Origin of the sequence: Micrococcus sp. ACRRV (assembly GCF_022346985.1) — a bacterium.
Taxonomy (GTDB): Bacteria; Actinomycetota; Actinomycetes; order Actinomycetales; family Micrococcaceae; genus Micrococcus; species Micrococcus porci.
Genome location: NZ_JAKRNH010000037.1, coordinates 1 through 21,437 on the forward strand (window position 1 = coordinate 1; position 21,437 = coordinate 21,437).

General features: G+C 73.2%; 19 protein-coding genes, 3 tRNA genes and 1 pseudogene. 12 read left to right on the forward strand and 11 right to left on the reverse strand.

Annotated features, from left to right (window positions below; all coding sequences use genetic code 11):
* Nucleotides 1-161: 161 nt before the first annotated feature.
* Complete coding sequence (locus MHY29_RS05720; RefSeq protein ID WP_224355757.1) at nucleotides 162-1,391, forward strand: hypothetical protein; 1,230 nt, start codon at nucleotides 162-164, stop codon at nucleotides 1,389-1,391.
* 82 nt (nucleotides 1,392-1,473) lie between these two features.
* Here the strand turns inward: MHY29_RS05720 and fbaA are convergent, their stop codons facing one another.
* The gene (gene fbaA / locus MHY29_RS05725; RefSeq protein WP_224355758.1) at nucleotides 1,474-2,496 is read right to left on the reverse strand and encodes a class II fructose-bisphosphate aldolase; all 1,023 of its coding nucleotides are present in this window, start codon (nucleotides 2,494-2,496) and stop codon (nucleotides 1,474-1,476) included.
* Between the two features lie 187 nt (nucleotides 2,497-2,683).
* Here fbaA and MHY29_RS05730 point away from each other — a divergent pair, with 187 nt between their 5' ends.
* Nucleotides 2,684-3,553 (forward strand): SMP-30/gluconolactonase/LRE family protein, encoded by an 870-nt coding sequence (locus MHY29_RS05730; protein ID WP_224355759.1) that lies wholly within the window; start codon nucleotides 2,684-2,686, stop codon nucleotides 3,551-3,553.
* An 89-nt stretch (nucleotides 3,554-3,642) separates the two neighbouring features.
* Here the strand turns inward: MHY29_RS05730 and MHY29_RS05735 are convergent, their stop codons facing one another.
* Nucleotides 3,643-4,356, reverse strand: coding sequence for an RNA methyltransferase (locus MHY29_RS05735; protein WP_255718594.1), 714 nt, complete (start codon nucleotides 4,354-4,356; stop codon nucleotides 3,643-3,645).
* Nucleotides 4,353-4,718, reverse strand: a complete 366-nt coding sequence (locus MHY29_RS05740) for a hypothetical protein (RefSeq protein WP_239238798.1) — start codon at nucleotides 4,716-4,718, stop codon at nucleotides 4,353-4,355. The genes MHY29_RS05735 and MHY29_RS05740 overlap by 4 nt, the downstream gene beginning before the upstream one ends.
* Nucleotides 4,719-4,864: 146 nt before the next feature.
* Here MHY29_RS05740 and MHY29_RS05745 point away from each other — a divergent pair, with 146 nt between their 5' ends.
* Nucleotides 4,865-5,938: a magnesium and cobalt transport protein CorA gene (locus MHY29_RS05745; protein WP_239238801.1), complete on the forward strand. Its 1,074-nt coding sequence runs from the start codon at nucleotides 4,865-4,867 to the stop codon at nucleotides 5,936-5,938.
* Nucleotides 5,939-6,065: 127 nt separating this feature from the next.
* On the opposite strand, the gene pyrE is transcribed toward MHY29_RS05745, so the two are convergent.
* Nucleotides 6,066-6,653: an orotate phosphoribosyltransferase gene (gene pyrE, locus MHY29_RS05750; protein ID WP_224355763.1), complete on the reverse strand. Its 588-nt coding sequence runs from the start codon at nucleotides 6,651-6,653 to the stop codon at nucleotides 6,066-6,068.
* Between the two features lie 60 nt (nucleotides 6,654-6,713).
* On the opposite strand from pyrE, the gene MHY29_RS05755 reads away from it, so the two are divergent.
* From MHY29_RS05755 to MHY29_RS05770, 4 genes are read left to right on the forward strand one after another with little or no spacing between them, the layout of a single operon-like run.
* On the forward strand, nucleotides 6,714-7,184 hold the full coding sequence (locus MHY29_RS05755; protein WP_224355765.1) for a MarR family winged helix-turn-helix transcriptional regulator: 471 nt from the start codon (nucleotides 6,714-6,716) through the stop codon (nucleotides 7,182-7,184).
* A 16-nt stretch (nucleotides 7,185-7,200) separates the two neighbouring features.
* Nucleotides 7,201-8,058 (forward strand): ammonia-dependent NAD(+) synthetase, encoded by an 858-nt coding sequence (gene nadE, locus MHY29_RS05760; RefSeq protein WP_224355767.1) that lies wholly within the window; start codon nucleotides 7,201-7,203, stop codon nucleotides 8,056-8,058.
* 34 nt (nucleotides 8,059-8,092) lie between these two features.
* The gene (locus MHY29_RS05765) at nucleotides 8,093-8,920 is read left to right on the forward strand and encodes an exodeoxyribonuclease III (RefSeq protein WP_239238804.1); all 828 of its coding nucleotides are present in this window, start codon (nucleotides 8,093-8,095) and stop codon (nucleotides 8,918-8,920) included.
* A 2-nt stretch (nucleotides 8,921-8,922) separates the two neighbouring features.
* A complete protein-coding gene (locus MHY29_RS05770; RefSeq protein ID WP_239238807.1) occupies nucleotides 8,923-9,750 on the forward strand; it encodes a hypothetical protein in 828 nt (275 codons plus the stop codon).
* Between the two features lie 33 nt (nucleotides 9,751-9,783).
* Here MHY29_RS05770 and MHY29_RS05775 read toward each other — a convergent pair whose 3' ends face one another.
* Nucleotides 9,784-10,362, reverse strand: a complete 579-nt coding sequence (locus tag MHY29_RS05775) for a nitroreductase family protein (RefSeq protein ID WP_239238810.1) — start codon at nucleotides 10,360-10,362, stop codon at nucleotides 9,784-9,786.
* Nucleotides 10,363-10,422: 60 nt separating this feature from the next.
* On the opposite strand from MHY29_RS05775, the gene MHY29_RS05780 reads away from it, so the two are divergent.
* The 4 genes from MHY29_RS05780 to MHY29_RS05795 all read left to right on the forward strand — a co-directional run bounded on the left by MHY29_RS05780 (nucleotide 10,423) and on the right by MHY29_RS05795 (nucleotide 16,852).
* Nucleotides 10,423-11,748 (forward strand): MFS transporter, encoded by a 1,326-nt coding sequence (locus MHY29_RS05780; protein ID WP_239238813.1) that lies wholly within the window; start codon nucleotides 10,423-10,425, stop codon nucleotides 11,746-11,748.
* Between the two features lie 26 nt (nucleotides 11,749-11,774).
* Nucleotides 11,775-13,571 (forward strand): alpha-amylase family glycosyl hydrolase, encoded by a 1,797-nt coding sequence (locus MHY29_RS05785; protein ID WP_224355773.1) that lies wholly within the window; start codon nucleotides 11,775-11,777, stop codon nucleotides 13,569-13,571.
* 174 nt (nucleotides 13,572-13,745) lie between these two features.
* A complete protein-coding gene (locus MHY29_RS05790) occupies nucleotides 13,746-15,209 on the forward strand; it encodes an amino acid permease (protein ID WP_224355774.1) in 1,464 nt (487 codons plus the stop codon).
* A gap of 164 nt (nucleotides 15,210-15,373) precedes the next feature.
* Nucleotides 15,374-16,852: an amino acid permease gene (locus tag MHY29_RS05795; protein WP_224355775.1), complete on the forward strand. Its 1,479-nt coding sequence runs from the start codon at nucleotides 15,374-15,376 to the stop codon at nucleotides 16,850-16,852.
* 113 nt (nucleotides 16,853-16,965) lie between these two features.
* Here the strand turns inward: MHY29_RS05795 and MHY29_RS05800 are convergent, their stop codons facing one another.
* The 4 genes from MHY29_RS05800 to MHY29_RS05815 form a co-directional block, all read right to left on the reverse strand.
* The gene (locus MHY29_RS05800) at nucleotides 16,966-18,837 is read right to left on the reverse strand and encodes a BCCT family transporter (protein ID WP_370643457.1); all 1,872 of its coding nucleotides are present in this window, start codon (nucleotides 18,835-18,837) and stop codon (nucleotides 16,966-16,968) included.
* Nucleotides 18,838-18,997: 160 nt separating this feature from the next.
* Nucleotides 18,998-19,070 (reverse strand) — tRNA-Phe (locus MHY29_RS05805).
* 77 nt (nucleotides 19,071-19,147) lie between these two features.
* Nucleotides 19,148-19,221: transfer RNA gene (locus MHY29_RS05810), tRNA-Asp, on the reverse strand.
* 128 nt (nucleotides 19,222-19,349) lie between these two features.
* Nucleotides 19,350-19,422 (reverse strand) — tRNA-Glu (locus tag MHY29_RS05815).
* Nucleotides 19,423-19,521: 99 nt separating this feature from the next.
* Between MHY29_RS05815 and MHY29_RS05820 the strand changes: the two genes are divergently transcribed.
* Nucleotides 19,522-19,875, forward strand: a complete 354-nt coding sequence (locus MHY29_RS05820) for a metallopeptidase family protein (RefSeq protein ID WP_239238819.1) — start codon at nucleotides 19,522-19,524, stop codon at nucleotides 19,873-19,875.
* Between the two features lie 63 nt (nucleotides 19,876-19,938).
* Here MHY29_RS05820 and MHY29_RS05825 read toward each other — a convergent pair whose 3' ends face one another.
* Together MHY29_RS05825 and MHY29_RS05830 are read right to left on the reverse strand one after the other, a co-directional pair.
* Nucleotides 19,939-20,916, reverse strand: coding sequence for a universal stress protein (locus MHY29_RS05825; RefSeq protein ID WP_239238822.1), 978 nt, complete (start codon nucleotides 20,914-20,916; stop codon nucleotides 19,939-19,941).
* Between the two features lie 129 nt (nucleotides 20,917-21,045).
* Nucleotides 21,046-21,437: pseudogene (locus MHY29_RS05830) on the reverse strand (spermidine synthase); the annotation flags it as partial.

Below are 21,437 nucleotides of genomic sequence, written 5' to 3' on the forward strand. Positions count from 1 at the left end.
TCGGGGGGCCGGGACGGGCCCGGCGGGGTCGCGGCGAGTCTATCGAGGGCCCGGGATCGGTGCCGCGTCGTCCAGGCTCGTCCGGTACCGTGGCCCTCGCGTGTGTCCGGCGGCGGAAGGCCGTCCGCCCGGGCCCGCACGCCAGCCGAAGGAGCCCCCGCATGACCCACCCGACGTCCGCGCCGCACCGCGCCGCCGCCGCGCTCGGCGCCGCCGCCCTCGCCCTGACCCTCGCCGGCTGCTCCGACTCCGGCCAGCCGAGCCCCGCGAGCTCCACCTCCACCGCCACCGCCGCCGCGGGCTCCTCGGCCTCCGCCACCGGCGACCCGCAGAGCCCGGCCTCCGCCGCGGCCTCCGAGATCCGCGCCGCGCGCGCCTCGGAGAAGGCCGACGGCTCCGAGCGCCCGCAGCCCCGCGAGGCCCTCGAGACCCAGGGCCCCGGCATCACCTCGGGCGCGGCCTCCGCGGGCTGGAAGTCCGTGGCCGCCCGCTACAACGACACGGTCTCCGTGATGGACTGCACCCAGGACGTGCTGGACCAGACCACGCTCGACGCCGTGGCCACCCACATCCCGGTGGCCAACGACATCGGCATCGTGCAGCTCTTCGCCTCCCGGGACCAGACGCACGAGTTCCTCACCTGCCAGTACCAGGGCTCCTCGAGCCGCTCCGAGGGCGCCCCGCTGGTGATGGTCCACTACCAGCACAACCTCGACGGCAGGCGCCTGGAGTGGTGCCGGCCCGAGGCGCCCGTCATGGCGGACGAGTACTCGTACGACGAGTCGACCCGGAAGGGCCTGCTCGCCCTGCTGCGCCCCGGCATGGTCGGCGGCGCGGACGGCGCCCCCCTGCTCCCCCAGCGCACCGCGTGGGCCTGCAACGAGGACGGCACCCAGCTGGTCTCCGTCACCTTCGGCGCGATGAAGGGCTACGGCTCCGTGAACGAGGGCCTCACGCAGGTGACGAACTCGCCGATCGCCAACAGCACCACGCTGGCCACGCAGGCCCGCGACCACCTGGCCGACACGGTGCTGAAGGACCCGTCCGACTTCCAGGCGGACATCGAGACCAGCTCCCCGTTCTTCCTGAACGCCCAGACGGACCAGGAGACCCTGGACAAGGCGAAGGGCCTGCCCACCGGGATCATCCCGCAGGACCAGCTCTCCGACCAGTCCACGATCGACCGGCCCGAGGGCGCACCCGAGCCCGTGGCCCCCGGCCAGCCTCCGCGCCCGTTCGTGGGCGCCGCCCGCGACGCCGCCGAGTCCGCGGCCGCTGAGTCCGCGGCCTCGTCCTCCGGCTCGGACTCCGCGTCCCCCTCGGACGACGGCGACGGCAACCCCGTGGTCAGCGAGAGCGGCACCCCCTCGCCCTCCAACACGACGGACTGACCCGCCCGGGCCCGTCCCGGACACGACGACGGCCGGCCGCCTCCCGGAGGAGGCGACCGGCCGTCGTCGTGCGTGGGGGGCGTCAGCCGATGGACTTGCCGGCGGCGTTGAGCTCCTGGCAGGCCTGGACCACGCGGGCGGCCATGCCGTCCTCGGCCTTGGCGCCCCAGACGCGGGGGTCGTACATCTTCTTGTTGCCGACCTCGCCGTCGACCTTGAGGACGCCGTCGTAGTTCTCGAACATGTGGCCGGCCACGGGACGGGAGAACGCGTACTGCGTGTCCGTGTCCACGTTCATCTTCACGACACCGTAGGAGACCGAGTCGGCGATCTCCTGGGCGGCGGAGCCGGAGCCGCCGTGGAACACCAGGTCGAACGGGCGCTGCCTGCCGAACTTCTCGCCCACGGCCTGCTGGATGTCCTGCAGGATCTGCGGGCGCAGCTTCACGCCGCCCGGCTTGTACACGCCGTGCACGTTGCCGAAGGTCAGGGCGGTCAGGTAACGGCCGTTCTCGCCCAGACCCAGGGCCTCGATCGTCGCGATGCCGTCCTCGACGGTGGTGTACAGCTTGTCGTTGATCTCGTTCGCGACGCCGTCCTCCTCACCGCCGACGACGCCGATCTCCACCTCGAGGATCTGCTTGTTGGCGTGGGTGCGGGCCAGGAGCTCCTGGGCGATGCGCAGGTTCTCCTCGAGGGTCTCCGCGGAGCCGTCCCACATGTGGGAGTTGAAGAGCGGGTCGCGGCCGGCCTTGACCTCGGCCTCCGAGGCGTCGAGCAGGGGCTTCACGAAGCCGTCCAGCTTGTCCTTGGGGCAGTGGTCCGTGTGCAGGGCGATGTTCACGGAGTACTTCTTGGCGACCTCGCGGGCGAACGCGGCCATGGCCAGGGAGCCGGCGACCATGTCCTTCACGGAGGAGCCGGAGAAGTAGGCGGCGCCGCCGGTGGAGACCTGGATGATGCCGTCGGAGCCGGCCTCCGCGAAGCCGCGGACAGCGGCGTTCAGCGTCTGGGAGGAGGTGACGTTGATGGCCGGGTAGGCGAACGCGCCGTTCTTGGCCGCGTCGATCATCTCGGCGTACTTGTCCGGGGAGGCGATGGGCATGCGGGTGTGCTCCTGACTCGCGAGGCGTCGGTTTCTGTTGCTCAGGCGGCATGCTGCACACGTGCACAGCAGCGCCGCCGTGCCGGTCCTCATCGTAGCCGCCGCCCGGGCGGCTGGCCCGGGACCGCCGTCGCCTGCGGCGCCTAGGATCCTGGGCAGGACGCCCCCGACGACGAAGGAGCCCGCGATGCGCGCCGACCAGGTCACCGACCCCCTCTGCTACCACGGCGAAGGCCCCGTCTGGGCCGAGTCCTGGGGCGGGCTGCGCTGGGTCGACATGCTCGCCGGCGACGTGCTCTCCCTCGGCGCGGACGGCGGGGTGACCCGCCGGAACGTCGATCCGAAGGTGTGCGCGGTGGTGCGCCCGCGCGTCGGAGGCGGGGCCGTGTTCGCGGTGGAGCGCGGCTTCGCGCTGGAGGACCCGGACGGCACCCTGCACCGCCTGCCCCCGCTGTGGGACGACGCCGCCGGGCTGCGCATGAACGAGGGCGGCTGCGACCCCGACGGGCGCTTCTACGCCGGCTCCATGGCCTACGCCAAGACGCCCGGGGCGGCGTCGCTGCACCGGCTCAGCCCCGCCCCGGAGGGCGGCGCGGGCGAGGTGGACGTGGTGCTCGAGGGCGTGACCACGTCCAACGGCCTGGCCTGGTCCCCGGACGGCTCCCTGGCCTACTACGACGACACCCCCACGCGGCAGGTGGCCGTGTTCGACTACTCCCGCGAGGAGGGCCTGACGAACCGCCGCGTGCTCGTGGACGTGCTCGACGGCGAGGGCAAGCCGGACGGCCTGTGCGTGGACGCCGAGGGCGGCATCTGGGTGGCGGTGATCAGCCACGGGCGGATCCACCGGTACACCCCGGAGGGCGTGCTGGACGAGGTGGTCGAGGTGCCCGTGCAGAAGACCACGGCCTGCACCTTCGGCGGGGACGACCTCGGCACCCTCTACATCACCACCTCCTGGGAGGGCATGGAGCGCGGCGAGGACCCCCTGGCCGGCGCGCTGTTCTCCGTGCGGCCCGGCGTGGCCGGCCTGCCCACGCTGCCCTTCGCCGGCTGAGCCGCCCACGGCGCCCCCACGCCTTCGTTCACGAAACGGACGGCGCGTCGAGCGCATTCGTGCGAGAAACGGACGGCTCCGCGCCCGCCTCACACCGGCGCCGGACCCCCGTGCTGCCGGATCCAGGCGTGCATCGCGATGCCCGCGGCCACACCCGCGTTGATCGACCGGGTGGAGCCGTACTGGACGATCGAGAGCACCGCCTCGCTCGCCCCCCGCACCTCCTCGGAGAGGCCCGGCCCCTCCTGCCCGAACACCAGCACGCAGGCGCGCGGGAAGTCGAAGGTCTCCACCGGCACGGACTCCGGGAACAGGTCCACGCCCAGCACCGGCAGGCCCTCCCCCGCCGCCCAGGCGGTGAACGCCTCCACCGTCTCGTGGTGATGCACGTGGAGGTACCGGTCCGTCACCATGGCCCCGCGCCGGTTCCAGCGCCGCCGCCCGATGATGTGCACGCCTGCCGCGTTGAACGCGTTGGCGGTGCGCACGACGGTGCCGATGTTCAGGTCGTGCTGCCAGTTCTCGATGGCCACGTGGAACGGATGCCGAGTGCGGTCCAGGTCCGCGACGATCGCCTCCACGGTCCAGTACCGGTAGCGGTCGGCCACGTTGCGGCGGTCCCCGTCGCGCAGCAGCGCCGGGTCGTACCGCGGGTCCTCGGGCCAGGGGCCCTCCCACGGGGGCGCGCCGACCTCACGTCCGACCTCCCGGGCGTCGACGCCCTCCCCCGACCCCACGGCGCCCCCGGCCTCCGAGGCGGAGGCGGGGGCGCCGTCGTCGTGCGCGGGACGCTCCGGGCTCAGCGGCGACCGTCCTTGCGGTCCACGGCGGCGTACGCGGCGCCGGCCGAGGCGGCGGCCACGGACAGCACGGACGGCCACGCGCCGATCCTCTTGGCCAGCGGGTGGGACGCGCCGAAGCCGCCCAGGTACAGGGCGCCGAGCGTGCCGGCGACGGCGGGGCCGCCCTTGGCCGCCCAGGTGCGGCCCGCGTACAGGCCGGCCGCGCCGAGGACGACGCCGCCGAGCCAGCGGATGCCGGTCTCGCGGGCCACGAGGTAGCCGCCGACCAGGCCGAGCGCGGCGATCGGGGCCGTGGTGACGGCGTCGGCGGGGAGGAGGGTCTTGCCGTCGCGGGCGACGGGGGTGCTGGTGTCCTTGCTCATGGGGCCACGGTACGTCCGCAGGCTGGGTGCGCGCCCGACGTCGCGGCCGCGGGGTCTTTCGGGGCGGGACACGCCGCTTCCTCTCCGGGTGATGCGGCGTGTCCCGTCCGCACAGTGCCAGGGGGCGGCTCGGGCACAATGTCCCGGTGACCCTGATCGACAACGCCGTGTATGTGGACGGGCGCCGAGTCTTCGCCCCGACCTCCCTCTCCGACACCTGGGACGCCATCGAGCGGACCGGCGGGATGGCCTGGCTGGGCCTGTACCGCCCCCACCCGGACGAGCTGCAGGAGGTCGCCGACGAGCTGCCCCTGCACCCGCTCGCCGTGGAGGACGCCCTCACCGCCGGCCAGCGCGCCAAGCTCGAGCGGTACGGCGAGGACTGGTTCATGGTCCTCCACCCGGCGCGGTACATCGACGCGACGGAGACCGTGGAGTTCGGCGAGCTGGACGTGTTCACCGGGCGCGACTACGTGGTCACCGTCCGGCACGCGGAGGAGCCGGACCTCGCGGACATCCGCGCCGGCATGGAGCAGCGGCACACGGACCGTCTGGCCCAGGGCCCCTCCCAGGTGGCCTTCGAGATCCTCGACCACGTGGTGGACGCCTACTTCCCCGTGGCCGAGGGCCTGGAGCAGGACATCCGGGAGATCGAGGACCAGATCTTCGCCGGCGACGCCGCCGTCTCCCGCCGCATCTACGAGCTCTCCCGCGAGATCATCGGCTTCGAGCGCGCCACCCGCCCGCTGCCGCGGATGATCGAGCAGCTCCAGGAGGACATGCGCGCCCGCCTGGGCGACGCCGCCAACGGGTCCCACGCCTCCCACCTCGAGGCCCCCGAGCCGGAGCCGGGCGAGGAGGAGCGCGCCGAGCTCGTCGAGACCCTGCGCGCCCTCCGCGACATCCACGACCACGCCGTGCAGGTCACCGACCGCGTGGCCGCGATGCGCCAGATGCTGGAGAACGCCCTGGAACTGGACTCCACCCTTGCCTCCAAGCGGCTGGCGGAGCAGTCGATCGAGCAGAACGAGCAGGTCAAGAAGATCTCGTCCTGGGCGGCCATCATCTTCGCGCCGCAGCTGATCGGCTCGGTCTACGGCATGAACTTCCAGCACATGCCCGAGCTCGAGTGGCCGCTGGGCTACCCGTGGGCGCTCGGCCTCATGCTGGGCGTGGCCGTGGCGCTGTACGCGCTGTTCAAGAAGGCCGACTGGCTCTGAGGCCCGGCCCGGCCCCCGACACCGCTTTCGCTCAGAAGAACGTCGCTACCTTCCCACGCGGACGGGATGGTAGCGACGTCTTGTCTCGCGAAAGTGCGAGGCGGGGTCGGAGGGCCAGGGCCCCGGCTCAGTCGAGGTCGAGCTCGTCCTTGCCGAACGCGTACAGGTAGGGGACGCCGGCCTCCTCGGCCACGCGCTCGGCGGCGCCGGTGGCGCGGTCCACGATCACGGCCACGGCCTGCACGTCGCCGCCGGCCTTGCGCACGCCCTCCACGGCGGTCAGCGCGGAGCCGCCGGTGGTGGAGGTGTCCTCCAGCACGACGACGCGGCGCCCCTCGACCCCGGGGCCCTCGACCTGGCGGCCCATGCCGTAGGACTTCTGCGCCTTGCGCACCACGAACGCGTCCAGCGCGCGGCCCTGGGCGCCGGCCTGGTGCATCATCGCGGTGGCCACGGGGTCGGCGCCCATGGTGAGGCCGCCCATGGTCTCGAACTCGATGCCGTTCTCCTCCAGCAGCCGCAGCATGACGCGGCCGATCAGCGGGGCCGCCTCGTGGTGGAGGGTCACGCGGCGCAGGTCCACGTAGTAGTCGGCCTCGGCGCCGGAGGACAGCGTCACGCGGCCGTGCACCACGGCCAGCTCCTTGATGAGCTCGCGCAGGCGTTCGCGGTCCTGCTCGGGAGTGGGGGCGACGGAGGTGTGCTCGGCGGTCATGCGCCCAGCGTAACGGCCAGCCCCTGTCCCTGCGCCGAGGCGCGGGGCTAGCCTCGGCCCATGACGGACAACACCCAGACCCCGGAGAACCGGCAGACCCAGGCCCCGCGGAGGGACTCCCATCCGTCCGGCCTGCCCCTGTCCCACTGGCTGACCGTGGCCGAGGGCCTGCTGGCCGCCCGCGTCGCCGCGTCCCTCGAGGAGCACGGCCTGACCCGCGCCCAGTGGCAGTCCCTGAACGCGCTCACGGCGGCACCGCTGAGCGCCGCCGAGATCGGGGCGGGCTTCGAACCGGAGGTGCGCGGCGCCGTCGTCGAGCAGCTGGACGAGCTGGTGGACGCCGGCTGGGTGACCGTGGAGGGCGACCTGTTCACCCTCACGTCCACCGGGCGCACGGCGGGCGAGCGCGTGGGCGAGGCCGTGGAGCGGCTCCGCGGGGAGGCGACGGCGGACCTGCCCGCCGAGCACTACGAGGTCACCGTCGCCACGCTGCGCACGATCGCCCGCAACCTGGGGCATCCGGATGCCTGAGCCCTACGCTGGGGCCATGCGTGAACTCCAGCAGCAGATCATCGCCGAGATGGGCGTGCGGCCCGAGGTCGACCCGGCCGCCGAGGTCGAGGCGCGCGTCCGGTTCCTGGTGGACTACCTGGAGGCCACGGGTGCGTCCGGGTTCGTGCTGGGGATCTCGGGCGGCGTGGACTCCACCACGGCCGGGCGGCTGGCGCAGCTGGCGGTGGAGCGGCGTCGCGCGGAGCTGGGCACCGAGGCGGGGGACGACGCCGCCCCCTCCCGCGAGAACCCACGGTTCACCGCGGTGCGCCTGCCGTACAGGGTGCAGGCGGACGAGGCCGACGCGACCGCGGCCATGGACTTCGTGGGCGCCGACGGGCGCGTCACGCTGAACATCGCGGAGGCCGTCGCCGGGATGGCCTCGGCGTTCCAGGAGGCCACGGGAGAGCCGATCTCCGACTACAACCAGGGCAACGTCAAGGCCCGCATGCGCATGGTGGCGCAGTACGCGATCGCCGGGGCGCACGGTCAGCTGGTGATCGGCACCGACCACGCGGCCGAGTCCATCACCGGGTTCTTCACCAAGTTCGGCGACGGCGGTGCGGACGTCCTGCCGCTGGCCGGCCTGGACAAGCGGCAGGTCCGCGCCGTCGCGAAGGAGCTGGGCGCCCCCGAGCACCTGTGGGCGAAGGTCCCCACCGCGGACCTGCTGGACGGCAGCCCCGGCCGCGCCGACGAGGACGAGCTCGGCCTGAGCTACGAGCACATCGACGACTACCTCGAGGGACGGGAGATCCCGGAGGAGGCCGCCGAGAAGCTCGAGGGCGTCTGGCGGCGCTCCCGCCACAAGCGCACCACCCCGGTCACGATCCACGACGACTGGTGGCGCTGAGCCGGCCGTCCTCCCCCTCGGCTAGCCTGGCCGGGTGAAGATCGCCACCTGGAACGTGAACTCCCTCCGTGCCCGCGCCGACCGCGTGGAGGCCTTCCTCGACCGGCAGGACGTGGACGTCCTGGCCATCCAGGAGACCAAGTGCCGGGACGAGAACTTCCCCTGGGAGCTCTTCGAGCGTGCCGGCTACGAGGTCGCCCACAACGGCACCTCGCAGTGGAACGGCGTGGCCATCGCCTCCCGCGTCGGCCTGAGCGACGTGCAGCGCGGCTTCCCCGGCCAGCCGCACTTCGGCAAGGGCGGCGTGGACCCGCAGGAGGAGTCCCGCGCCATCGGGGCGACCGTGGGCGCCGAGGCGGCCGACGGCGTCGCCCCGGTGCGCCTGTGGAGCCTGTACGTGCCCAACGGGCGCGGCCTGGAGAACGAGCACATGGGCTACAAGCTCGAGTGGCTGCGCGTGCTCCAGGAGCACGCGGCCGCTCGCCTCGCCGAGGACCCGGACACCCGGCTCGCCCTGACCGGCGACTGGAACATCGCTCCGCAGGACGAGGACGTGTGGGACATCGAGCTGTTCCAGCGCGAAGGCTACACGCACGTCTCCCCGGCCGAGCGCGCGGCGTTCCACGCGTTCGAGGACGCCGGGCTGGTGGACGTGGTGCGCCCGCGCCACCCCGGCCCCGGCGTGTACACGTACTGGGACTACACGGGCCTGGCCTTCCCCAAGAAGAAGGGCATGCGCATCGACTTCCAGCTGTGCTCGACCGCCCTCGCGCGGACGGTCACGGACGCCTGGATCGACCGTGAGGAGCGCAAGGGCAAGGGCGCCTCGGACCACGCCCCGGTGATCGTCGAGCTCGGCTGAGCGTGCGCACCGCCGCCGCGAACCTCCGCGTCTTCCAGCCGCTGTCCGCGTACCCGGACGCGGTGGCCGCGCGCATGGTGGCCGCCGCCCACCGCACCCGCGCGGAGGTGGAGGCGGAGGCGGCCGAGCGCGCTCGGCGTCGTCTGCTGCGCCTGCCCGCCGACCCCTTCCCCGCCCCCGGGGAGGACGACCTGGTGCGCGTGCTGGAGCGGGGCGGCTCCGCGTTCTACTGCCCCGACGAGCTCGCGCTGCGCATGGAGATGGCCGCCGAGATGCTGGAGGCGTCCGCCCCGGAGGCCCTCTACGCCGCCGCCGTGCCCGCCGCCGCCCGGGCCATGAACCGCGGCCGCGCCCTCGTGGCCCTGGAGGACGAGTGGGGGCTCTCCCCCGACGCCGGCACCCACCGCCTCCAGACCCGCACCTCCCTGTGGGGCGTGCCTCACGCGTGGCTGGCGGCGTTCGACCCGGAGGAGCCCGCGCGTCGGCTGGTGGACGGGGAGGACGTGGCGTACCGGCGCACCCCCGTGGCCGAGGCCGTGGAGCGGGTGGGCCACGCCGCGGCCGTGCTGGCCGGCGCCGCCCCGGACGCCGAGCTGCTCGGTGAGCTGGCCGTGATGATCCCCTGGCTGCAGGCCTTCCACCCGGACGCCGTGCTGGAGCTGGACTACGGCCGCGCCCTGACCTCGCTCGTCTGGCCGGACGACTCCGTGTTCGACCTCTGGACGCTGCTCGACGCCCTCGAGGAGGGCGACGAGGTGGGCGCGGGCATGGCCCAGGAGCGGCTCAACCGCCGCTGGGCGCGGGTGGGCATGCACGCCCACGACGGCTGAGGCGCACCGGGCCCGCCCCTCACGACCGGGCGCTCACGCCCGCGGCATCGTCCCCAGGAACGGGGCCGGGTCCAGGGCCGGCTTCCGGGACGCGGCGAGCTTGACCCGGTGCTCCGGGTCCACGTCCCCCACGTACAGCCAGCCCATGAGCAGCTCGTCGTCGGCCAGGCCGTGGGCGGCCCGCACCTGCGGGGCGTTCGCGTGGAGGCCGGAGCGCCACATCACGCCCCAGCCGGCCTGCCACAGGGCCAGCTCCAGGAGGTGGGCGGCGCCGGCGGCGGTGGCGTGCTGCTCCCACTCGGGAACAGCCGGGTGCGGGACGTGGCGGGCCACCACCGCGATCAGCAGCTCCGCCCGGTACGGCTTCTCGTTGCGCTCGCCCTCCGCCCGCTCGACGCCGGCCGCGGCGTCCAGGGCGGCGCCCAGCACGGCCCGGTCCTCCCCGCGCAGGGTGATCAGCCGCCACGGCCGCAGCGCCTTGTGGTCGGCCACGGGGGTGACGGCGACCAGCAGTCGGGCCAGCTCCTCATCCGACGGCGTGGTCGGGCCCACCTTGGACACGGAGCGGCGGGAGGCCATGGCCTGCAGGACGGGGTCGTCGAAGTGCTTCATGCAGACCATTGTGGCCGCCGTGCCCGCCGCGGTGTCCGGGGGCGGGGCTACGGTGGTCGGGTGAGCGCCGCCGACTCCCTGTACTCCCGCCTGGTCACGCGCGACCCCGAGGCCGAGGCGGCGCTGCCCGGGCAGGTCCGCCGGGACCTGCCCGCCAACGGCCTGCGCCTGGTGGGCGCGAACACGCTGCAGTCCTCCGGGGACCAGATCGTCGACGCCGGCACCGTGCTCCCCTGGCTGTTCGCCGTCCTCGGCGTGCCAGCCGGCCTCGCGGGCCTGCTCAAGCCGGTCCGGGAGTCCCTGTCCATGCTCCCGCAGGCGCTGCTCACCCCGGTCGTCCTGCGGGCCCGGCGCCGCACCCGCGTGTTCGCCGCCGGCGCGGCGGTGCAGGCGGCCGCGGTGGCCGTGATGGCGGCCGTCGCCGCCGTCGGGCACGGGGTGGGGGCCGGTGTCGTGATCCTGGCGGCGCTGGCGGTGTTCTCGCTGGGCCGCTGCCTGTGCTCGATCGCGTCGAAGGACGTGCAGGGGCGCACCGTGCCCAAGGGGCAGCGCGGGCAGCTCACCGGCTGGTCCACCACAGCCTCGGGGCTGGTGGCGATCACCCTGGGCCTGGGGATCCGCCTGCTCGGCGGGGACGCGCTCTCCGCCGGGCGGCTGGCCGGGCTGCTCGCGGTCGGCGCGCTGCTGTGGGTGGGCGTGGCCCTCGTGTACCTGCGCATCCGCGAGCCCCGCGAGGACCCGGAGGAGTCCGGCGGCGCCCACGACGACGCCGGCGCCGCGGCCGTGCTCCGCCGGTCCTGGGCGCTGCTGCGGGACGACCGCCCGTTCCGGAGCTTCGTGACCGTGCGGTCCATGCTGCTGGTGACCTCCCTGTCCCCGCCGTTCCTGGTGATGCTGGCCCTGCAGGCCGGCACGGACGCGCTGGCCGGCCTGAGCGGGTTCGTGATCGCCTCCGGGGTGGCCTCGCTGATCGGCGGGCGGCTCTTCGGCCGGGCCGCCGACCGGTCCAGCCGTCGGCTGATGGGGTCCACGGCCGGCGCGGCCTCCGCGGTGCTGGTGGCGGCGCTGGCCCTGACCTCCTGGCCTGGACTGCCGGCGTCGGCGGCGGGCGCGGTGCTGGTGGCGGCCTACTTCCTGGTGACGCTGCTGCACACCGGGGTGCGCACCGGGCGGAAGACCTACCTGGTGGACATGGCCTCCGGGGACACGCGCACCCTGTACACGGCCGTGTCCAACACGGCGATGGGCGTCATCCTGCTGGTGGTGGGCGCGGTGAGCTCGGCGATCGCCGCCGTGACCGTGCCCGGGGCCCTCCTGTTCCTGGCGGTGCTGGGCGTGGGCGGCGTCGTCGGCGGGGCGCGGCTGCCCGAGGTGTCCCAGGGCTGAGCGGGGCGCCGCCTAGGCTGGTCCCCATGACCACGCAGCGCCTGACCACCCCGCCCTCGGAAGCCCGCAACCGACCGGAGACCCCGTGGTGGGTGGACGCCGTCGTCTACCAGGTCTATCCGCGGTCCTTCGCGGACGGGGACGGCAACGGCATGGGCGACCTCCCGGGCGTCACCGCGAAGATCCCCTACCTGTCCCGGCTGGGCGTGGACGCGATCTGGCTCTCCCCGTTCTACCTGTCACCCCAGCACGACGCCGGCTACGACGTCGCGGACTACCGCACCGTGGATCCGCGCTTCGGCACGCTGGCGGACGCGGACGCGCTGATCGACGCCGCGCACGCCGCGGACATCCGCGTGATCGTGGACCTGGTGCCGAACCACACCTCCTCCGAGCACCCGTGGTTCCAGGCCGCCATGGCCGCCGGCCCCGGCTCCCGCGAGCGCGCCCGCTACCACTTCACCGAGGGTCGCGGCGAGCACGGCGAGCTGCCCCCGAGCAACTGGGAGTCCACGTTCGGCGGCGGCGCCTGGTCCCGCGTGACGGAGGCCGACGGCACCCCCGGCCAGTGGTACCTGCACCTGTTCGACACCACCCAGCCGGACCTGAACTGGGAGAACCCGGAGGTCCGCGAGGAGTTCGAGTCCATCCTGCGGTTCTGGCTGGACCGCGGCGTGGACGGGTTCCGGGTGGACGTGGCCCACGGGCTCGTCAAGAAGCCCGGCTACCCGGACGCCGACCACACCCGCATGGGCATGGTCACGGACGCCGGTGAGGATCAGGACCCGGACTTCGACGTCGACGCGTTCGAGCCGGCCATGCCGTTCCTCGACCAGGACGGCGTGCACGAGGTCTACCGGCAGTGGCGGCGGGTGCTGGACTCGTACCCGCACGAGCCGATGATGGTCGCCGAGGCGTGGGTGTCCCCGCTGCCGCGCACCTTCCGCTATGTCCGCCCCGGGGAGATGCACCAGGCGTTCAACTTCACCTACCTCATGGCGGGCTGGGACGCGGAGTCGCTGACGTCGGCGATCGACCGCTCCTTCACGGAGGCGGAGAAGGTCGGCGCGCCCAACACCTGGGTGCTCTCCAACCACGACACCGTGCGCCACACCTCCCGCTACGGCCTGTCCGACCCCACCGCCTACCCGGCGGGCATCACCGCCGAGGACGAGCAGCCGGACGAGGCCCTGGGCCGCCGTCGGGCGCGCGCCGCGGCCATGATCGAGCTGGCCCTGCCGGGCTCCGCGTACATCTACCAGGGTGACGAGCTCGGCCTGCCCGAACACACCACCCTGCCCGCGGAGCTGCGCGAGGACCCGTACTTCTTCCGCACCGGGGGCGCGGAACCCGGCCGCGACGGCTGCCGGATCCCCCTGCCCTGGGCCGCGGACGAGCCCGCGCTCGGGTTCAGCGGCCCCGACGCCGACGCCGCCCCGTGGCTGCCGCAGCCGGACTCGTTCCGCGTGCTGGCCGCAGACCGGCAGGTGGGCGTGGAGGGCTCGCACTTCGAGCTGTATCGCCACCTGCTGCAGATCCGCGCGGAGCTGGACCTGGGCACCGGCACGTTCGCGTGGTCCGCGGAGCACCACCGCCCGGAGCAGGGCGTGCTCGCGTTCACGGTGAGCTCGGGCGGGGGCCGCCACCTGGGGTCCGGCGTGCCCATCCCGGCCCGGACCGTGCTGGTCATGGCCAACATCGGCGACACCCCCGTCGCTCTGCCCGGGGACCACGTGCGGGCGCAGTTCTCGCTGCCCGAGTCCGAGGCCGTCGTGGACGACCGTCTCGCGCCCGACGCCGCGGCCTGGCTGCTGTTGCGCTGAGATCCACCGCCCCGTGGACATCCCGTCGTCACGCCTCGTGAGTGACGACGGGATGTCCGCCTGGACCGCCCCCGGCGGGCGAGCCGTCTCCGTTCGACGCGGGAATTGGCGCCGACGTGTGGGGCACGCCACCATAGCGTGTCATCCACCTCACTTCTCGAGCGGAGCACCCACGTGAACGCTTCCCCCTCCGGCGCCCATGCCGTCGACCACCCGCGCGACGACGCCGCGCATGCCGCGCAGTCACAGCTGCACCGCGGCCTCAGCCAGCGCCACATCATGTTCATCGCCCTCGGCACCGCGATCGGCACGGGCCTGTTCTACGGCTCCGCCGGCGGCATCCAGACCGCGGGCCCCGGCGTCATCCTGTCCTTCCTCATCGCCGGCTTCGCCGTGTACCTCGTGATGCGCGCCCTGGGCGAGATGACGCTGCGCGAGCCCGTCTCCGGCTCCTTCGCGGCCTACGCCTCGCGCTACCTCGGGCCCTTCGCCGGCTACGTGACCGGGTGGACCTTCGTGTTCGAGCTGGCCGTCGTGATCGTGGCGGACACCGCGGCCGTCACCAAGTACATGGCCTTCTGGTTCCCGGGCGTGCCCGCATGGGCGTGGGTCGCCGCGACCATCCTCGTGATCGGCCTCGTGAACCTCACCCACGTGGGCAACTTCGGCGAGGCCGAGTTCTGGCTGACCCTCATCAAGATCGGCGCCATCGTCGCCATGATCTTCGGCGGCCTCATCCTCATGTTCACCGGCGCCTCGTTCACCGACGGCACCCCCGCCGGCCTGCACAACCTGGTCGACCACGGCGGCTTCCTGCCCCACGGCTTCGGGGGTGTCCTGATCGCGCTGACCATCGTGACCTTCTCCTTCGGCGGCATCGAGACCCTCGGCGTGGCCGCGGGCGAGGCCAAGGACCCGGAGACGGCGCTGCCGAAGGCCATCAACACGGTCCCGGTGCGCATCCTGCTCTTCTACGTGCTCACCATGGTCGTCATCATGTCCCTGGTCCCGTGGAGCGCGGTGGACGGCAAGACCAGCCCGTTCGTGCAGATCTTCGAGGGCCTCGGAGTGCCGTTCGCGCCGCACATCCTCAACTTCGTGGTGCTCACCGCGGCGATCTCCGCCATCAACGCGTGCATCTACGCCTCGGGTCGCCTGCTCTACGCGATGGCCCACGACGGCCAGGCGCCCCGCGCCTTCACCCGCACCACCGCCAACGGCGTGCCGTGGCTGACCGTCGCCGTGATGCTGGGTGTCATGGTGCTCGGCGCCATCCTCATCACGGTGAACCCGGACGCGTTCGGCCTGATCGCCGGCGTCGCCTCGTTCGCCGTGGTGCTGACCTGGACCATGATCTTCCTGTCCCACCGCGCCATGCGGGCCCGCGTCAAGGAGGCCGGCGCCCCGCCGTCGGTGTACCCCATGCCGTTCGGGATCGTCGGCACCGTGCTCGGCCTCGCCTTCGTGGCGACCGTGGTCATCACCATGGCCACCATCCCGGAGTCCCGCCAGGCGCTGCTGATCGGCCTGGCCTGGGTCGTGGCCCTGACGGCCGCGTGGTTCGTCACCGGCGTGCGGAAGACCGCCGCCCTGCACGACCGCACGGGCCAGCTGCCCGTGGTGCACCGGCACCACTGAGCGCGACGGCGTCGCAGGTCGGAGGCCCTTCCCGCCGGGGAGGGCCTCCGACCGTCCTCGGACGAGGAGGGGGCGACGTCGTCCGCCGGAACGAACCGGGCCCAGACGACGACGCGCGGTACTGTGGCCCCGCTCTCGTCCCTTCCCCCTGGAGTGGAGACCCCGTGCAGTCCACCCCCGCCCCCGAGGCCCCCGCGCAGGCGCAGCTGCAACGCGGGCTGAACCCTCGGCACATCACCTTCATCGCGCTCGGCACCGCCGTCGGGACAGGCCTGTTCTACGGCTCCGCCGCGGGCATCCAGGCCGCGGGCCCCGGCGTCGTCCTGGCATTCATGCTGGCTGGCGCGGCCGTGTACCTGGTGATGCGCGCCCTCGGCGAGATGGCCGTCCGGGAGCCGATCTCCGGCTCCTTCGTCGCCTACGCGTCCCGCTACCTCGGCCCGTTCGCCGGATTCCTCACCGGCTGGACCTACGTGTTCGAGCTCGCGGTGGTGATCGTGGCGGACACGACCGCCGTCACCGTCTACATGGCCTTCTGGTACCCCGACGTCCCGGCGTGGGTGTGGGTGGCCGCCACCATGGTCGTGCTGGGCCTGATCAACGTCACCCACGTGGGCAGCTTCGGCGAGGCGGAGTTCTGGTTCTCCCTCATCAAGGTCCTGGCCATCGTGGGCATGATCTTCGGCGGCGTGATCCTCATGTTCTCCGGCGCGTCCTTCCAGGACGGCGTGACCCCCGGCCCCCACAACCTCGTGGAGCACGGCGGCTTCCTCCCGCACGGGCTCATGGGCGTCCTGACCGCCCTGACCATCGTGACGTTCTCCTTCGGCGGCACGGAGACCCTCGGCATCGCCGCGGGCGAGGCCGAGGACCCGGCGAGCGCCCTGCCCCGCGCCGTGAACACGGTGCCGGTGCGCATCCTCTTTTTCTACATCGGCTCCATGCTGGTGATCATGTCCCTGGTGCCGTGGACCACCGTGGACGGCGAGACCAGCCCGTTCGTGCAGATCTTCGAGACCCTCGGGGTGCCGTTCGCCCCGCACCTGCTGAACTTCGTGGTGCTCACCGCGGCGGTCTCCGCGATCAACGCGTGCATCTTCACCAACGCCCGCCTGCTGCACCACATGGCGCACGACGGGCACGCGCCCCGCGTCTTCACAGCCGTCACCCGCGGCGGCGTGCCGTGGGTGACCGTGGTGGCGATGCTGGGCGTGATGGCGGCCGGCGCCGTGTTCATGAGCGTGAAGGAGGACACCTTCGGGATCGTCGCCGGCGTGGCCACGTTCGCGGTGGTGTTCACCTGGGCCCTGATCCTGGCCTCCCACCTCGGCATGCGGCGGGCACTCGCGCGGCACGGCCAGGCACCGGGAGCGTTCCCGATGCCCGGTGGGCGGGTCGGCGCGTGGCTCGGCCTGGCCTTCGTGGCCGTGGTGGCCGGGACCATGGCGTTCGACCAGGGCGGCGCCGTCCTGGGCGCCCTCGGCGGCCCGGACGCCCTCCAGACCGCGCTCGCCCAGCCGTTCGTGATCGGCGTGCTCTGGCTGGCCGTGCTCGCGGCCGCGTGGGCGGTGCCCGCGGTGCGGCGCAGCGCCCACCGCCACGACCGCCACGGCACCCCGCCGCCCCTCACCTGGGACGTCTGAGACCGTCCCCCGCACGACGGCGGCCCGCCGCCTCCACGGGGAGGCGACGGGCCGTCGTCGTCCCCGGAGGCCCGGGGAGGGTGCTGGACGGGGCGACGTCAGCGGGCGGGGCGTCAGCGGGCGGTGGAGCCGCCGCGCGTCGTGTCCGGCCGCGCCGATGTGGCCGTGGCGTCCTCGTGCAGGCGGATCTCGTCGTCCGGGCCGGGGGAGGCCAGCCGTGCGATCGTGCGCTGGTGGTCACGGCTGAGCGAGGCCCACCACTGCGAGGCGGCCACGGGGCCGCCCTCGACGACCTCGTCGTCGTCCGTGTCCTTGCCGAGCCGGTCCTGGATGGAGGCCAGCATGGCCTGACGGCGGACCGCCTCCACGCGCGCGGCCGAGTAGCCGAGCGAGCGGAACGTGGCCACGCACATGACCAGCATGAGCACGGAGAACGGCAGGCCGATGGTGATGGCCAGCGTCTGGATGGCGGACAGGCCTCCCGCGGCGAGCAGGGCCGCCGCCATGAACGCAGTGGCGATCGCGAAGAAGATCTTGACGGCGGTCTTCGGGTTCACGTCGCCGCCCGTGGCCAGCATGCCCATCACGAGCGCGCCGGAGTCCGCGGAGGTGACGAAGAAGATGCCCGAGAGGATGATGGCGCCGATCACCAGCAGCAGGCCCGCCGGGAGCTGCTCCAGGACCTGGAAGAGGGCGGAGTTGGAGTCGATCGCGCCGTCGGCGCCCACCACGGAGGTGTAGCCGGCCGGGCGGACGGTCTCCAGCCAGATGGCGGTGCCGCCGAGGATGCCGAACCACACCACGCAGACGAGGGTGGGCACCAGCAGCACGCCCATCAGGAACTCGCGCACGGTGCGGCCGCGGGAGATGCGGGCGATGAAGATGCCCACGAACGGGGTCCAGGACATCCACCAGCCCCAGTAGTAGGCGGTCCATCCTGCCTGCCAGGCGTCGCCCTCGGCGCCGTAGAACGCGGAGACGTTCAGGGAGTCGGCGAAGAAGTTCTGCAGGTAGGCGCCGAACGACTGCACGGTCTCCTTCAGGAGGAAGGGGGTCGGGCCGACGAGCGCGATGAACAGCAGCAGCCCCGCGGCGAGCACGAGGTTGATGTTGGAGAGCCACTTCATGCCGCGCTCCACGCCGGAGACCACGGTGTACATGACCACGCAGGTCACCGCCGCGATCATGGCGTACTCGAGCCAGGGGGAGTCCGCGGGGACGATGCCCAGGGAGCGCAGTCCGGCGGCCATCTGCGTGACGCCGAGGCCGAGGGAGGTGGCCACGCCGAAGACGGTGCCGATCAGGGCGATGTTGTCGATCAGGTGCCCCCAGCCGCCGCGCACGCGCCGCTCGCCGAGCAGCGGCTCGAACGCCCAGCGCAGGGAGAGGGGGCGGCCGCGGCGGTGGATCGCCAGGCCCACGGCCACCCCCACGACGGCGTAGATCGCCCAGGGCTGCAGGCCCCAGTGGAGGAACGTGGTCGCCAGGGCGGACTGGGCCGCCTGGGCCTCGGTGGGATTGGCCGCGGCCAGATCCGGGCGGGGGCTGGTGAAGTGCATGAGCGGCTCGGTCATGCCGAAGAAGACGAGGCCGATGCCCATGCCCGCCGCGAACAGCAGGGCGAACCAGGACATCGTGGAGAACTCAGGCTTCTCGTCGGGCTTGCCGAGCGTGATGGAGCCTTTGCGGGAGAACACGAGGTAGGCGCAGAACACCACGAAGGCGAACGCGACGATCGCGTACCACCAGGAGAAGTTCCGGATGATCGCGGCCTGGACGTCGCCGATGACGTCGGTCATCTGCGCGGGGAACGCGAGGGTCGCGACCACGAAGAGCAGGACGATCAGGGTGGAGGGCCAGAAGACCCAGGGCAACAGGCCCGCGTGGCCCCGGTCGGCCTGATCCGCGGTGGCGGGGGCCGGGTGCTTCACGTCGGGGTCGGGCCCCGCGGGGGCGGGTGTCATCGAAGGCGGAGTGTCGGTCATTCCATCGAAGTTACGGGGTCGACGTCGCCGCACGAACCGCTGATCGCCCCGGATTCCCCGGAATCACGTCAGTGGATGTGAGGGATCTCACGCCACCTGGCCCCGATCGGAGGTCGGAGGACGACGAAGGCCCCCGCAGCAGCGGGGGCCTTCGTGAGTGTGGCTCCGACCGGCGTCGATCCGGTGACCTTACGATTTTCAGTCGTACGCTCTACCAACTGAGCTACAGAGCCAGGCGATTCGCATCGCCGGGATCCTCGTGTCACCGGACTCCGTAGAACCGAAGAAACCGGTGATCGGATGATCCGAGCGACCCTGACGGGACTTGAACCCGCGACCTCCGCCGTGACAGGGCGGCGCGCTAACCAACTGCGCTACAGGGCCTTGTTCTGTTGTACGCCGCTCCGGATCTCTCCTTGCAACGAGTAGAGACTCTATCAGAGCGTCTGCGCGCCGTGCAAATCGACTCTCGCGCGTCCTCCGCAGACGCCGTGGAGCCGGCCTGCCGTGCGTACCCCCAACGGGATTCGAACCCGTGTCGCCGCCGTGAAAGGGCGGTGTCCTAGGCCTCTAGACGATGAGGGCGCGCCCGCCGGCGGACCGACGGACCCGTGAAGTCTATAGGGTGGGCGCACCCGACCGACACCCGCCGTCCGAACCCCAGGAGGCCCCGTGGAGACGTGGATGAGCGAGGAGGAGTTCGACGCCGCCGTCGACGCCGCCCTGCTGCGCATCCCGGACAAGCTCGCCCGGCTGCTCACCAACGTCGTGGTGATCGTCGAGGACGAGTACGAGCCGCAGCGCTGGGAGGACCCGGACACGGAGCTGTTCGGCGTGTTCGAGGGGTTCAGCCTGGCCGAGCGGGCCGAGGCGGCCTGGCAGCTGCCGGACCGGATCGTGATCTTCCGCGGCCCCCTCACCCGGCACTGCCGCAGCCGCGCGGAGCTCGAGCACGAGATCACCGTGACGGTGATGCACGAGGTGGGGCACTTCTTCGGGATCTCGGAGGAGCGCCTGCACGAGCTCGGCTGGGGCTGAACACGGCGGACGCCCGGCCCGTGGCGGGCCGGGCGTCCGGTGCGTCCGAGGGGCGGGGGCGGCTCAGACGCGCGGGTCGTCCTGGTCCACGACCGCGCCGAACTCGGCGCGGCGGCCGAGGCGGACGTCCTCACGGAAGGGCACGACCATCACCGGGCCCTTGGCGTGATTGGCCACGCCGGCGCTCGTGGAGCCCATCAGGGCGCCGCTGAACCCGCCCAGGCCCCGGGTGCCCAGGACGGTCAGGCGCGCGGTGGCGGTCTGCTCCACCATCACGTCCACAGGCACGCCCGAGGCGAGCTCGGAGGTCACCTCCAGGCCGGGGAACTCGGAGGCCAGCCAGCGGGCGCCGTCCTCGAGACGCTCACGCAGCTCCTGCTCGCGCGCCTCCTCGTCGAGGGAGACGGCCAGCCAGGCGGCGTTCGGGGAGATCGGGGGCAGCGCGGAGATCAGGTGCAGCGGCGCCTTCCGGGCCTGCGCCTCCTCCGCGGCCACCAGGGCGGCCGCCCGGCCCTGCTCGGAGCCGTCCACGCCGACGACGACGGGCGCCCCCGAGTCCGCCCGCGAGGCCTCCACGCCCGCCGGGATGATGGCCACGGGGCAGTGCGCGTGGCCCGGCAGCGCCGAGGACACCGAGCCCAGCAGGCGGCCGATGAACCCGCCGCGGCCGCGGCTGCCGGAGACCAGCAGCTCCGCCTGGGCGGAGAGGTCGATCAGCACGCCGGCGGCGTCGCCGACCTCCACGCGCAGCTCGGGGGCCACCCCGGCGGGGTCGAGCTTGCCGGCGACCTCCTTCAGGAGGGCCTCCACACCGGCGTGGAGGCGGCCGTCGTCGGTGAGGAGGCCGGCGCCGTCCGCGGCGTAGCCCCAGAACGCGGGGACGGTGTACGCGGTGGCGAGGGTCAGCGGGAGGTTCCGCAGGCCCGCTTCGCGCTGCGCCCAGCGGGCGGCGGAGATGGACTGGTCGGAGCCGTCCACGCCCACGAGCACGCCCAGCGGGGCCTCGGCGGGGAGGGTGGACGGGGTGGTCTCGGCGGACATGGCGGCCTCCTGACGTCGGGGGCTCCGGCCTCGTCGTCGGGACCGGAGGGTCGCCTCCAGCCTAGTCCGGCGTTTTCGTGCGTGAAACGGGCCGCGCGTCGGGCGCTTTCGTGCGCGCTGTGGACCCCGTCAGCCCTCGGCCGGGGTCACGAGTGGCGTCGCGTCCGGAGTGAGGCCGGCGGTGAAGGCGACGACGTCGTCGAGCAGCTGCGCCGGCAACGCGTCCGAACGCAGTGCCCGGGCCAGCGCGGACCGCCCCCCGAGCCCGTCCGCGGACAGCGGGGCGGACGACGCGGCGGCGATCACGTTCCCGCGTCGGCGGCCCTTGAGCATGGCCGGGTCCGCCATGACCTCCACGTGCGCGAACGTCTCGGTGAGGGCGGCGACCTCGCGGCGCACCGACGTCAGGTCCGGCCCACCGCCGATGTTCAGCAGGTACACCCCGCCCGGGGTGAGCACACGGGCGGCGTGGGCGGCGGCGTCGAGGCCCGTGAGGTGGGCGGTGGTGACGTGGAGGGCGC

Excerpts from the sequence above, each read along its gene's own strand:
- MHY29_RS05720 (WP_224355757.1), top strand. The coding sequence starts at position 162 with ATGACCCACCCGACGTCCGCGCCGCACCGCGCCGCCGCCGCGCTCGGC.
- fbaA (WP_224355758.1), bottom strand. The coding sequence starts at position 2,496 with ATGCCCATCGCCTCCCCGGACAAGTACGCCGAGATGATCGACGCGGCC.
- MHY29_RS05730 (WP_224355759.1), top strand. The coding sequence starts at position 2,684 with ATGCGCGCCGACCAGGTCACCGACCCCCTCTGCTACCACGGCGAAGGC.
- MHY29_RS05740 (WP_239238798.1), bottom strand. The coding sequence starts at position 4,718 with ATGAGCAAGGACACCAGCACCCCCGTCGCCCGCGACGGCAAGACCCTC.
- pyrE (WP_224355763.1), bottom strand. The coding sequence starts at position 6,653 with ATGACCGCCGAGCACACCTCCGTCGCCCCCACTCCCGAGCAGGACCGC.
- MHY29_RS05755 (WP_224355765.1), top strand. The coding sequence starts at position 6,714 with ATGACGGACAACACCCAGACCCCGGAGAACCGGCAGACCCAGGCCCCG.
- nadE (WP_224355767.1), top strand. The coding sequence starts at position 7,201 with ATGCGTGAACTCCAGCAGCAGATCATCGCCGAGATGGGCGTGCGGCCC.
- MHY29_RS05775 (WP_239238810.1), bottom strand. The coding sequence starts at position 10,362 with ATGAAGCACTTCGACGACCCCGTCCTGCAGGCCATGGCCTCCCGCCGC.
- MHY29_RS05785 (WP_224355773.1), top strand. The coding sequence starts at position 11,775 with ATGACCACGCAGCGCCTGACCACCCCGCCCTCGGAAGCCCGCAACCGA.
- MHY29_RS05800 (WP_370643457.1), bottom strand. The coding sequence starts at position 18,837 with ATGACCGACACTCCGCCTTCGATGACACCCGCCCCCGCGGGGCCCGAC.
- MHY29_RS05820 (WP_239238819.1), top strand. The coding sequence starts at position 19,522 with ATGAGCGAGGAGGAGTTCGACGCCGCCGTCGACGCCGCCCTGCTGCGC.
- MHY29_RS05825 (WP_239238822.1), bottom strand. The coding sequence starts at position 20,916 with ATGTCCGCCGAGACCACCCCGTCCACCCTCCCCGCCGAGGCCCCGCTG.